This window comes from Pseudomonas oplopanacis (assembly GCF_057128725.1).
The window spans coordinates 875,204-887,332 of sequence record NZ_JBSKHV010000001.1; the positions used below are offsets into that span (position 1 = coordinate 875,204).

Sequence of the window (12,129 nt, forward strand, 5' to 3'; positions counted from 1 at the left end):
AGGCGTCCTCGCTAGGCAACTAGCGGGACGCCTTTTTTTGTTTGCGCAAAATTTGTCGAGCCAGACCTGAAGCCCTGATGAGGCGGGTCACCGCTCCCCGGAGAACCTGATGAAAAAATTAAAACTGGTGATGATCGGCAACGGCATGGCCGGGGTTCGCACCCTGGAAGAACTGCTCAAACTGAGCAACGAGCTGTACGACATCACGGTCTTCGGTGCCGAACCCCATACCAACTACAACCGCATCCTGTTGTCGCCCGTTCTGGCCGGTGAGCAAACGTTCGAAGAGATCGTGCTCAACGACCTCGACTGGTACCTGGACAACCACATCAAGCTGCTGCTCAACCGCAAAGTGGTGCAGATCGACCGGGTCAAACGCCGGGTCATTGCCGAAGACGGCACCGAGGCCGAATACGATCGCCTGCTGATCGCCACCGGCTCGACCCCGTTCATTCTGCCGATTCCGGGCAACACCTTGCAGGGCGTGATCGGCTACCGCGACATCGCCGACACCCAGGCCATGATCAACACCGCCAAAACCCATAAGCACGCCGTGGTCATCGGCGGTGGTTTGCTCGGCCTGGAAGCCGCGAACGGCTTGATGCTGCGCGGCATGCACGTGACCGTGGTGCATATCGGCGAATGGCTGCTGGAACGGCAACTCGACAAGACCAGCGGCCAGTTGCTGCAGACCGCCCTTGAAGCGCGCGGCCTGCACTTTCGCCTGTGCGAACAAACCCAGGCCCTGCACGATGCCGGCAATGGTCGCGTCGGCTCGGTGGAATTCAAGAATGGCGACATCATTCCCGCCGACTTGGTGGTGATGGCCGCCGGTATTCGCCCCAACACCGAACTCGCGGAAAAATCCGGTATTCCCTGCAATCGCGGGATTCTGGTCAACGACACGATGCAAACCTACGATCCACGGGTCTACGCCATCGGCGAATGCGCCAGCCATCGCGGCATCGTCTACGGCCTGGTCGCGCCGCTGTTCGAACAAGCCAAGGTCTGCGCCAATCATCTCGCCCAATTGGGCTTCGCCCGTTATCAAGGCTCGGTGACGTCGACCAAACTGAAAGTCACCGGGATTGACCTGTTCTCTGCCGGCGACTTCATGGGCGGCGAAGGCACGGAAACCATCACCCTCTCCGACCCGATCGGCGGGGTCTACAAAAAACTGGTGATCAAGGATGACGTGCTGGTCGGCGCCTGTCTGTACGGCGATACGGCAGATGGCGGTTGGTATTTCCGGCAGATTCGTGAGAATCACGCCATTGGCGAGATCCGCGATCACCTCATGTTTGGTGAAAACGCCTTGGGCGACGTAGGACATCAGGGCCAGGACAAAGCCATGAGCATGGCCGACACCGCTGAAGTCTGCGGCTGCAACGGCGTGTGCAAAGGCACCATCGTCAAGGCGATTCAGGAACACGGGCTGTTCAGTGTCGACGAGGTGAAAAAACACACCAAGGCTGCCAGCTCTTGCGGTTCGTGCGCCGGCCTCGTCGAGCAGATCCTGATCAACACCGTGGGCGGCGCGGCAGACGTGAAGCCCAAAAGCGAAAAAGCCATCTGCGGTTGCAGCGACCTCAACCACGGGCAAATCCGCCAGGCCATTCGCGAACAACACCTGCTCACCATCGCCGGCACCCAGAGCTACCTGAACTGGCGCACCCCGAACGGCTGCGCCACCTGCCGCCCGGCGCTCAACTACTACCTGATTTCCACCTGGCCGGGCGAAGCCAAGGATGACCCGCAATCGCGCCTGATCAACGAACGCGCCCACGCCAACATCCAGAAAGACGGTACCTACTCGGTGGTCCCGCGGATGTGGGGTGGCGTGACCAACCCTTCGGAATTGCGCCGCATTGCCGACGTCGCCGACAAGTACAACGTGCCGATGGTCAAGGTCACCGGCGGTCAGCGCATCGACTTGTTGGGGATCAAGAAGCAGGACCTGCCGGGTGTCTGGAAAGACCTCGACATGCCGTCCGGCCATGCCTACGGCAAATCCATCCGCACCGTGAAGACCTGCGTCGGCAGTGAGTTCTGCCGTTTCGGCACGCAGAACTCCACGCAGTTGGGCATCGAGCTGGAGCATGACCTGTTCAACATGTGGTCACCGCACAAAGTCAAACTGGCTGTCTCCGGTTGCCCGCGCAACTGTTCGGAAGCAGGCATCAAGGACGTAGGCATTATCGGTGTCGATTCCGGCTGGGAGATGTACATCGGCGGCAACGGCGGGATCAAAACCGAAGTCGCCGAGTTCTTCGTCAAACTGAAAACCGCTGAAGAGGTGCGCGAATACAACGGCGCGTTCTTGCAGCTTTATCGCGAAGAAGCCTTCTACCTCGAACGCACCGTGCATTACCTGCAACGGGTCGGCATGGACCACATCAAGAAAGCCGTGCTGGAAGACCCGGAACGGCGCAAGGCGCTCAACGACCGGCTGCAATTCTCGCTGTCGTTCGAACAGGACCCGTGGAAGGAACGCCTGACCCAGCCATTGCTGAAGAAAGAATTCGACGTCATTCCCGTGAAGAACCTGGAGGTGCTGGCATGAACTGGCTGGATATCTGCGCACTGGAAGAGATCAACGCCCTGGGCTCGCGGATCATTGCCGGCCCCAAAGGTGACATCGCGATTTTTCGTACCAGCGACGATGAAGTGTTCGCCCTCGACGACCGTTGCCCGCACAAGGGCGGGCCGCTGTCTCAAGGCTTGATCTACGGCAAGCGCGTGGCGTGCCCGCTGCACAACTGGCAAATCGACCTGGAAAGCGGCGAAGCCCAAGCCCCGGACGTCGGCTGCGCCCATCACCACCCGGCGCGGGTCGAAAATGGCCGAGTGATGCTGGCCCTGCGGGACGCAGGCTAATGGACCGCCAGATCACCGCGTCCACCTGCTGCTATTGCGGGGTCGGCTGCGGCGTGCTGATCGAACATGACGGCGAGCGCATCCTCGGCGTCAGCGGCGATCCGGCGCACCCGGCAAATTTCGGCAAATTGTGCAGCAAGGGATCAACCCTGCATCTGACCGGCGACTTGACGGCACGGGCGCTGTACCCGCAACTGCGCCTGGGCAAAGGCCTGGCGCGCAGCCGCACCGACTGGGACACCGCCCTTGATCACGCCGCCAGCGTCTTCGCCCAAACCATTGCCGACCATGGCCCGGACAGCGTCGCGTTCTACATTTCAGGGCAGTTGCTGACTGAGGACTACTACGCCTTCAACAAACTGGCGCGGGCGCTGGTGGGCACCAATAACATCGACAGTAATTCGCGGCTGTGCATGTCGTCGGCGGTGGTCGGTTACAAGCGCAGCCTGGGCGCCGATGCGCCACCGTGCAGCTATGAAGACCTGGAGTTGAGCGACTGCGTGATGATCGTCGGCAGCAACATGGCCTACGCCCATCCGGTACTGTTTCGCCGCCTCGAAGAGGCCAAATCCCGCCGACCACACATGAAAGTCATCGTCATCGACCCACGTCGTACCGACACCTGCGATTTGGCTGACCTGCACCTGGCGATTCTTCCGGGGACCGATGTCGCCTTGTTCCATGGGATTTTGCACCTGCTGCTGTGGGAAGACTGGATCGATCGCGACTACATCAAGGCCCACACCGAAGGCTTGCCCGAGCTGAAAAACCTGGTGCGCGATTACACCCCGCAGATGGTGTCGCAGCTGTGCGGAATCAGCATTGAGCAATTGCAGCAATGCGCCGAATGGGTCGGGAATTCACCGAGCTTCCTGTCGTTGTGGTGCATGGGGCTGAACCAGTCCACCGCCGGCAGCGCAAAGAACAGCGCACTGATCAATTTACACCTGGCCACCGGGCAAATCGGCCGTCCCGGTGCAGGACCTTTCTCCTTGACCGGTCAGCCGAATGCCATGGGCGGCCGGGAAACCGGCAGTCTGTCGAACCTGTTACCCGGCCATCGCGATGCCGCCAATGCCGAGCACCGCGCTGACGTGGCGGCTTATTGGGGTGTCGATCAACTGCCAGAAAACCCCGGGCTGACCGCCATCGAGTTGTTTGAGCAGGTGGGCAGCGGAAAGATCAAAGCCTTGTGGATCGCGTGCACCAACCCCGCTCAATCGCTTCCCGATCAGACTGCCGTGCGCGCGGCGCTGGAAGCGTGTCCGTTCGTGGTATTGCAGGAGGCCTTTCGCACCACTGAAACCGCGAGGTTTGCCGACCTGTTGTTGCCCGCCGCCAGTTGGGGCGAGAAGGACGGTACGGTCACCAACTCCGAGCGGCGTATTTCCCACGTCCGCCAGGCAATCGTCGCACCGGGTGAAGCGCGTCCAGACTGGGCGATCACCGTGGATTTCGCACAGCGTCTGGAGAAACGTCTGCGCCCCGACGCAACCAGCCTGTTTGCCTTTGAAACCCCGGCGCAGGTGTTCGACGAATACAAACAACTGACCCGTGGTCGGGATCTGGATTTGTCCGGGATCAGCCACGCATTGATCGACCAGATTGGCCCGCAGCAATGGCCCTTTCCTGCGGGCGCCAGCGCAGGCACGGCGCGTCTCTATCTCGACGGTAATTTCCCGACTGTCAGCGGCCGCGCGCAGTTCGTGGCTGATCCGTATCGCGCCGCCAAGGAACAGCGCGATGCACGTTTCCCGCTGACGCTGATCACCGGTCGCCTGCGTGATCAATGGCACGGCATGAGCCGCACTGGCACTGCCGCGCAGCTGTTCGGTCATGTCAGCGAAGCCGTGTTGAGTCTGCACCCGGATGAGTTGCGCCGGCATCGCCTGCAATCCGGGGATTTGATCAGCCTGAAAAGTCGCCGCGGCGCAGTGATCGTGCCGGTCGCCAGTGACGACAGCGTGCGCCCCGGCCAAGCCTTTTTGCCGATGCATTTTGGTGACCGTTTTCTCAAGGGGGGCGTGAACAGCCTCACCCTGCCAGCCTTCGACCCTCTGTCAAAACAACCTGAGCTTAAACACAGCGGCGTGCGCCTCGAACCGGTGCAATTGCCCTGGCACCTTTTCGCGCTGGTAGAGGGTGATGTCCAACAGCATTTTGAGACGCTACGACCCCTTTGCGAGGCGTTTTCCTACGTCAGCCTCAGCCTGACAGGTCGTGAGCGCCCTGCGCTGCTGATACGCGCTGCCAACGCCACAGCACCCGGTCCACAACTGCTGCGCGATATCGATCAAGGCCTGGGGCTCAACGACGGCCCGGTGCTGGCCTACGACGATCCACGACGCTCCATCGGCAAACGCGTGCGGATCGAGAACGGCCGGATCACCGCGATCCGCCTGGCGGGTGAAACCCTTGCCCGGCACTGCCTGCAAAACCTCTGGCTCGAAGGTCGCGCCGATGAACAGCTGCGGCGCTGGCTGCTAGCGCCACTGAGTGCCCCACCTGGCCAGGTCGACGCCGAAGCTATCGGCAACAAAACCCTGTGCAACTGCAAAAACGTCAGCCAAAACGCGGTCTGTGCCGGCATCCGCCGTGGCCTGGACTTGCAGGGCTTGAAACAGGAGTTGGGTTGCGGCACGCAATGCGGCTCCTGCGTTCCGGAAATCAAGCGTTTGCTGGCCGCCACCGCGCAGCCGGTCGCCGTCATCTCGTGAGGAAAACACAATGAGTGCAAAAGTCTGGCTGGTGGGCGCGGGCCCCGGTGACCCTGAATTGCTCACGCTCAAAGCTGTTCGCGCGTTGAGAGAAGCAGATGTGGTGCTGATCGACGATCTGGTCAACGACGCGGTGCTTGAGCACTGCCCCGGAGCACGGATTATTCCGGTGGGTAAACGCGGTGGCTGCCGCTCTACGCCACAGGCGTTCATTCATCGTTTGATGCTGCGTTATGCCCGTCAGGGCAAATGCGTGGTGCGGCTCAAGGGGGGTGACCCGTGCATCTTCGGGCGTGGCGGTGAAGAAGCGCAGTGGTTGCGAGCGCGCGGGGTCGAGGCCGAACTGGTCAATGGCATCACCGCCGGCCTGGCAGGCGCGACTCAATGCGATATTCCGTTAACCCTGCGCGGTGTGGCCCGAGGCGTGACGCTGGTGACCGCCCACACTCAGGATGGCAGCAGCCTGAACTGGCAAGCACTGGCTCAAGGTGGCACGACGCTGGTGATCTACATGGGCGTGGCGAAGCTCAGCGAGATCCGTGAGCAACTGCTGGCGGGCGCAATGGCGGCGGATACGCCGGTGGCGATGATTGAAAACGCATCGTTGCCGCATCAACGGGAATGTCGGAGCAGCCTGATGGCGATGGAAGAAGATGCCTTGGCCTTCGAGTTGAAAAGCCCGGCCATCCTGGTGATTGGTGCAGTCGCTGGCAACTGTGGGAGCGAGCCTGCTCGCGAAGAGGCCCTGATCAACGACATCAACGTCGTCGGATGCCAACGCGCCTGACGCATCCCTGCCTCACCAAATCGCAGACAAAGAAAAGCCCGGCCTAAGCCGGGCTTTTACTTAAAGCGGCGGGTAATTACTTACCTTGAGCTTCAACCTGCGCTTCTACGCGACGGTTTACAGCGCGGCCAGCTTCAGTTTTGTTGTCAGCAACTGGGCGAGTTTCGCCGTAGCCGATCGACTGAACGCGGGACGATTCAACACCGTACTGGTTGGTCAGAACTTGTTTAACGGCGTTTGCACGACGCTCAGACAGTTTCTGGTTGTAAGCGTCAGGACCGACGGAGTCAGTGTGACCTTCAACAGTAGTGGTGGTGGATGGGTACTGCTTCATGAAATCAGCCAGGTTCTTGATGTCGCCGTAGCTGTTTGGCTTGACTACCGACTTGTCGAAGTCGAATTTCACGTCCAGCTCAACACGAACAACTTCAGCAACTGCCGGGCAGCCATCAGCGTCAACAGTTACGTTGGCTGGGGTGTCTGGGCACTTGTCAACGTTGTCGCAAACGCCATCGTTGTCGCTGTCGGAGCAGACTTCTGGAGCTGGAGCAGCAGCGACTGGCTTGTTGCCGCCACCGAAGTTCACGCCCAGACCAACGGATGGGATGTAGTCCCAACGGCCGTTGTCCAGTTTGTAGTCAGCTTCTACGCCAGCACGAGCGTAGACGTTTTCCAGGAAGTAGTACTTCAGGCCAGCGCCAGCAGTCAGGAAAGTCGACTGATCACGACCGCTGTGGCCGTCAGCGCGCACGTTGGTCAGGCTGCCGTGCTTAACACCACCTTGAACGTAAGGACGCAGAGCGTCGCCAGCGTTGTTGAAGTGGTACTGAGCGTTCAGACCGAACTGATCGCCTTCGATTTTCTGCTTGCCGGTGTTGTTGTCCGAACGGGTGTAGTCATCGTTGTTGTAGGTGAAGTTCAACGATACGTCGTCGGTCAAGAAGTAACCGATGGAGGCGCCAGGAGTGTAGCCGTCTTCAACGTTGTTAACGCTGTCGTTGTACTTTTTCCCGTAGTTGAGCTCGCCTTCAACTGCGCCTTGGCCTTGTGCCAGAACGCCGAACGAAGTAGCGGCAATAAGAGTACCAATGGCCAAGCCCAAGGTGTTTTTCAGTTTCATCCGTTAAATCCCCATCTGGTGATTGTAAAGCAGTCCCTCAAACCGGGGGACAACTCGGCGGCTAGTCTATCAGAACTAGCCTACACGTAAGAGATATTTGCGCTGAACTAAGTTTCAGCAATGCCTGCAAATTTCTCACGCAATTTATCAAGAGCACGTTTGTACCGCATTTTTGTCGCACTCAAACCCATATGCATGATATCCGCGATCTCTTGAAATTCCAGCTCTGCGACAAATCGTAGCACCAGAATTTCCCGGTCAATCGGGTTTACATACACCAGCCAGCGATCAAGTCCACCCTTATCCTCGGGTTTCGGCGCCTTCTCTTCAGACGCTTCCTCGAGGGGGTCCAGACTCAAAGCGTCCATCAAGCGACGCTTTCGCCGTTCCTTCCGATACTGTGTGATGCATTCGTTGTACGTGATGCTATATAGCCATGTCTTGAACTTCGATTTCCCCTCGAAGTTCTTCAAGCCGTACAGCACCTTCAACATCACTTCCTGACAGACATCGTCTGCGTCGCGATCGTTCCCAAGGTATCGGGCACAGACGTTAAATAATGTTCGCTGGTAACGCCGCATCAGTTCTTCATAGGCGCGCGTTACGTGAAACAGCTCGGTATGCGAGCGCGCGACCAACTCCTCATCAGAGAGCTCGCGGGGGTCGTAGCGCGTGGAGAGCGATTGAGCTTTATTCAAAACAAGTCGGGCCGACAGTCAGGTCAATGTCCGCCGCTGCCCTTTCGGGCAATTTGCGGCGGCATACATTAGCAGGGTTTGCCGGGTTAGCGGCTACTCACATGCTGCTCCAGGAGAATCCGATTGGAGAGAGAGACTAGCTCACCCTCATCGGTCAGCAATGTGGTTTTAACCGTGCCGATCTCTTCGATCTGGCCTTCGACCTCGCCAACACGCACTTGTTGCCCAACCTGATATAGCTCACGCACATAGATTCCCGCAAGAATCTGACCGGCAATTTCCCGGCTTCCCAAACCCATGGCCAATGCTACCGCCAGACCAACGGTGATCAACACAATGACGATCACATGGTTGAGCAGGTCAGTCTTGACCTCCAACTGGCTGATCGCTACCGAGATACTGATGATAATCACCAGACCCTGAGCGATTCGTCCCAACCCCGAAGCATAGTCCAGCCCTACGCCTTCTGCCGCGCCGCGCACCAGCCCATTGGCCAATTGCGCCAGCAAAACACCCACCAGCAACACCAGCGCCGCGCCGAATACCTTGGGCAAATACAGAGCCAGCATATCCAGCGTAGCTGAAACTCGCTCAAGTCCAAGGGATTCTGCTGCAGAAACCAGAAAAATCAGCAGGACGAACCAATAGACAATCTTGCCGATCAAGGTCGAGATCGGTACTTGAAGACCGGCCCGGGACAGTAATTTAGTCAGACCGGTGCCGCCCATCAGGCGATCGAGACCCAGCTTGGCGAGCAGCTTGGACAACAAAGTGTCCAAAAGTTTCGCAACGACGAAACCCAACAGCAGCACGACCAGTGCGCCGAACAGGTTCGGAATGAAGTTCGCAACCTTTGTCCATAACGCAGTCATTGCAGTGACGAGGCTCTGAGTCCAGAGATCAAGTTCCATATTCAATCAGCCTTATCAGCAGTGCGAACGGTAGGTTTACGGTGGCGGGAGACCGGAGCGACGTGGGCCGAGCCGTTGTTGAGGGCGATCATCAGCGCGGGCAACCAGCGGCCCAGCAGGCTGAACAGATCGCCGGCGCCGACCTGGCGGTTGGCGGTTTTCAGTACACGCCCAAGGCACGCATCGTCGTCCCGGGTGGACGGTGATGCATTGAGCATGTCGCGCAAAGACTGTTCAAACGGATCGTGCATACGCACCTCTCGTGATGTCTGTGAAAGACGCGATCAAATTTGCCCGGGTCACATGACGCATGCTCACACCCAACGCAAACGTCGAAATAACCACCACTGCCCGAGCGCCACCGAGATCATCATCAGGCACGCAATCAGGAAGCCATACGGGCTCGCCGAGAATGGAATACCACCGACGTTGATCCCCAAAAGACCGGTCAGGAAACTCATCGGCAAAAAGATCCCGGTGATGATCCCGAAGCGGTACATCGTGCGGTTCATTCGCACGCTCAAACGTCTGTCTTCAGCCTCGAGGACCAGCCCCACCCGCTCCCGGGTCAATTCCAGCTCCTCAAGGTAGCGGGTCAGGCTGTTGTTCAATTCGTTCCAGTAATCGCCATCGTCTTCGACAAACCACGGCAGCTTTATACGCGTCAGTTGCCCGAAAATATCCCGCTGAGGTGCAAGGAAACGTTTCAGAGCTGCCGCCCTGCGACGGATCTGCAATATGGCGCCGTGTTCGGGCGTATACCGTTCGTCGGCATCCAGTTTTTCTTCTTCCTCATCGACCACTTCCGAGAGGCAACTGACCAGGTCCTGCACTTTATTGGTGAGGTACTGCGCCATATACAGGACGAGTTCGGACGCTGTTTTTGGTCCTTTACCTTCGGCGAGTTGCACCAACAATTCATCGGTGGCGCGCAATGGACGCAAACGCAGGGAAATAACACGCTTGGCCGAGGCAAAAATCCGTACCGAGACCATATCTTCCGGCTCTGCGCCGGGATTCAAATTGACCCCACGCAAAAATAGCAGCAGTTCGCTGTCCGAAAGCTGTAGAAGACGCGGTCGGGTATTTTCTTCGAGCAGGAGGTCACAGCTGAATTCACTCAGACCGCTGGTTTTACGCAGCCAGGTCTGGGTTTGCGGATGACTGCGATCCCAATGCAGCCACAGGCTCTCATGAGCCTGAAGCTGCAAGTCATCGAGTTCAGTCCGGGCTATCGAACGCGCACTGCCTTTACCGTCCAGCACCAGGGCATGCACCAGGCCCCACTGCGCGTTTTCTTCCTCGAACATCCGCATCCCTTTGTTGGTTTCCGTTTATTCAGGCATTTTCAGCGGGCTTGGCGAGATGATCACGCCGTTGTTGTCCGCATAAATGTAATGGCCGGGATGGAACGTCACGCCGGCAAAGGTCACCGCTACGTTGAGATCGCCGATGCCGCGCTTGTCGGTTTTCATCGGGTGGCTGGCCAGGGCCTGAACACCCAGGTCGGTTTGTGCAATGACGTCGACGTCACGGATGCAACCGTAGATCACCAGCCCTTCCCAACCGTTCTTCGCGGCTTTCTCGGCGATCATGTCGCCCAGCAGCGCACGACGCAGGGAACCGCCACCGTCGACCACCAACACCTTGCCATTGCCCTTGAGCTCGGCTTGTTCCTTGACCAGCGAGTTGTCTTCGAAGCACTTGATGGTCACGATTTCGCCGCCGAAGGAATCACGGCCACCGAAATTGCTGAACATCGGTTCCAGCACCTGCACCAGCTCCGGATAGGCGTCGCACAGGTCAGGCGTGAGGTAATGATTCATCGAGAAACTCCTGTAAAGAGGAAGACAATCGAGGGTGTCGAAACGTGACCAAAACTGCTCAATGCGTCATATCTTAGCCGCAAGCCGATCAGAGCGAAATGCCCTTGTTAGAGCATCAGGCTCAAACTGCCGTCGCCAGATCCGGCTTGTCGCCCATCAAGGGCGTCTGTTGATCAACCAACCACCGCGCCACCAGCGGCCAGACCTCGGCTTGAGCGGCTTTGCTGACCAGCATTTCAACGTGACCAAAATTATCGCCAAAGCCCTGCTCAGGTCCCAGGTTGATGAATTGCTTGTGCTCGGAACCGATCTGCTCGAACAGTTTGCGACAGGCCCACGCCGGGTCTTGATGATCGCCGACTGCGCTCACGGCCAGCACTGGCATCGCAACGTTGGCCAATCCGGCCCACCAGTCTTTGTCGGCATCGCCAAAACGCCCGAACAGTCCGTACCAGCGCATGCTTTCCAGGGCCAGGCCAATCGGCTCGTCCTCCGGGCCGCGCTTGAGTCGTGATCCCGACAGTTGCGCAAAGCGCTTGAGAATAAAGCGCCCGCTCCACTCCACCGGGGGAATCTTCAACGGCCAATAGGTACGGCTGACTTGCGTGCCAAAAAACGCCGCCGACGCCACCACAGGCTCACCGATGTACTCACCACCCAATGCCGCCGCCAGCGTAATCCCGCCCAGCGAATGACCGATCCAGTGCGGGACCTGGCCACTTTGCTCACGCACGAACGCGCCAATGGCCGGCAGATCGTAACGCGCGTAGTCGGCGACACGGTTCTTGCGGTAGTTCTGGTTACGCTGGGACAGGCCGTGACCGCGCATTTCGGGAATCCATACATCGAATCCCAGACGCGTCAGATAAGCACCCAACCCCAACCCTTTCGGGGAAAACCAGAAGCGCCGATTGGAGAAGCTGCCGTGCAACAGGATCACCGGCACGCCACGTACCGCCGGCTCATCGGCCATGCCCAGCCGGGTAACGGCCAGCTCGACGCTGATGTCGGGACTGTTTGCCGGCTTCAAACGGTAAACATCTTCGCTCAAATCACCACGCCGTTCGGCGCTGATCAGGGCGACAGGAAATAGGTTGCTGCTGCTTTGCATAATGCTCTTGCACAAAAAAGGGCGGCATCCAGAGGAGCCCGCCCTACTCAAATCGTAAAGCCCCGGCCACTTGACCGGGGCT

The 12,129-nt window shown here is 58.7% G+C and carries 11 protein-coding genes; 4 read left to right on the forward strand and 7 right to left on the reverse strand.

The features are described 5' to 3' along the window. Positions 1–109: 109 nt before the first annotated feature. Genes nirB through cobA form a run of 4 tightly spaced genes read left to right on the forward strand, consistent with a single transcriptional unit; the run spans position 110 to position 6,381 of the window. Complete coding sequence (gene nirB / locus ACWKV5_RS04145) at positions 110–2,563, forward strand: nitrite reductase large subunit NirB (protein ID WP_483840274.1); 2,454 nt, start codon at positions 110–112, stop codon at positions 2,561–2,563. Continuing rightward, entirely contained in the window at positions 2,560–2,877 is a 318-nt protein-coding gene (gene nirD, locus ACWKV5_RS04150) for a nitrite reductase small subunit NirD (protein WP_483840275.1), read from the forward strand. The genes nirB and nirD overlap by 4 nt, the downstream gene beginning before the upstream one ends. After that, positions 2,877–5,594, forward strand: coding sequence for a nitrate reductase (locus ACWKV5_RS04155; protein WP_483840276.1), 2,718 nt, complete (start codon positions 2,877–2,879; stop codon positions 5,592–5,594). Before nirD ends, ACWKV5_RS04155 begins: the two co-directional genes overlap by 1 nt. Positions 5,595–5,604: 10 nt before the next feature. Further along, the gene (gene cobA, locus ACWKV5_RS04160; protein WP_483840277.1) at positions 5,605–6,381 is read left to right on the forward strand and encodes a uroporphyrinogen-III C-methyltransferase; all 777 of its coding nucleotides are present in this window, start codon (positions 5,605–5,607) and stop codon (positions 6,379–6,381) included. 76 nt (positions 6,382–6,457) lie between these two features. Here cobA and ACWKV5_RS04165 read toward each other — a convergent pair whose 3' ends face one another. The 7 genes from ACWKV5_RS04165 to ACWKV5_RS04195 form a co-directional block, all read right to left on the reverse strand. Continuing rightward, positions 6,458–7,501, reverse strand: a complete 1,044-nt coding sequence (locus tag ACWKV5_RS04165; protein WP_483840278.1) for an OmpA family protein — start codon at positions 7,499–7,501, stop codon at positions 6,458–6,460. 107 nt (positions 7,502–7,608) lie between these two features. Continuing rightward, positions 7,609–8,199, reverse strand: coding sequence for an RNA polymerase sigma factor SigX (sigX, locus tag ACWKV5_RS04170; protein ID WP_008146300.1), 591 nt, complete (start codon positions 8,197–8,199; stop codon positions 7,609–7,611). Between the two features lie 86 nt (positions 8,200–8,285). Next, positions 8,286–9,110, reverse strand: coding sequence for a mechanosensitive ion channel family protein (locus ACWKV5_RS04175; RefSeq protein ID WP_008048604.1), 825 nt, complete (start codon positions 9,108–9,110; stop codon positions 8,286–8,288). 2 nt (positions 9,111–9,112) lie between these two features. Next, entirely contained in the window at positions 9,113–9,361 is a 249-nt protein-coding gene (locus ACWKV5_RS04180; RefSeq protein WP_027922557.1) for a hypothetical protein, read from the reverse strand. A gap of 63 nt (positions 9,362–9,424) precedes the next feature. Next, the gene (locus ACWKV5_RS04185) at positions 9,425–10,420 is read right to left on the reverse strand and encodes a zinc transporter ZntB (protein WP_483840279.1); all 996 of its coding nucleotides are present in this window, start codon (positions 10,418–10,420) and stop codon (positions 9,425–9,427) included. Between the two features lie 24 nt (positions 10,421–10,444). After that, positions 10,445–10,936, reverse strand: coding sequence for a ribonuclease E activity regulator RraA (rraA, locus tag ACWKV5_RS04190; protein ID WP_027922555.1), 492 nt, complete (start codon positions 10,934–10,936; stop codon positions 10,445–10,447). A 121-nt stretch (positions 10,937–11,057) separates the two neighbouring features. Then, complete coding sequence (locus ACWKV5_RS04195) at positions 11,058–12,047, reverse strand: alpha/beta fold hydrolase (RefSeq protein WP_483840280.1); 990 nt, start codon at positions 12,045–12,047, stop codon at positions 11,058–11,060. Positions 12,048–12,129: the final 82 nt, after the last annotated feature.

Coding starts and splice junctions, on each gene's coding strand:
- nirB (WP_483840274.1), top strand. CDS start 110: ATGAAAAAATTAAAACTGGTGATGATCGGCAACGGCATGGCCGGGGTT.
- nirD (WP_483840275.1), top strand. CDS start 2,560: ATGAACTGGCTGGATATCTGCGCACTGGAAGAGATCAACGCCCTGGGC.
- ACWKV5_RS04155 (WP_483840276.1), top strand. CDS start 2,877: ATGGACCGCCAGATCACCGCGTCCACCTGCTGCTATTGCGGGGTCGGC.
- cobA (WP_483840277.1), top strand. CDS start 5,605: ATGAGTGCAAAAGTCTGGCTGGTGGGCGCGGGCCCCGGTGACCCTGAA.
- ACWKV5_RS04165 (WP_483840278.1), bottom strand. CDS start 7,501: ATGAAACTGAAAAACACCTTGGGCTTGGCCATTGGTACTCTTATTGCC.
- ACWKV5_RS04175 (WP_008048604.1), bottom strand. CDS start 9,110: ATGGAACTTGATCTCTGGACTCAGAGCCTCGTCACTGCAATGACTGCG.
- ACWKV5_RS04180 (WP_027922557.1), bottom strand. CDS start 9,361: ATGCACGATCCGTTTGAACAGTCTTTGCGCGACATGCTCAATGCATCA.
- ACWKV5_RS04185 (WP_483840279.1), bottom strand. CDS start 10,420: ATGTTCGAGGAAGAAAACGCGCAGTGGGGCCTGGTGCATGCCCTGGTG.
- rraA (WP_027922555.1), bottom strand. CDS start 10,936: ATGAATCATTACCTCACGCCTGACCTGTGCGACGCCTATCCGGAGCTG.
- ACWKV5_RS04195 (WP_483840280.1), bottom strand. CDS start 12,047: ATGCAAAGCAGCAGCAACCTATTTCCTGTCGCCCTGATCAGCGCCGAA.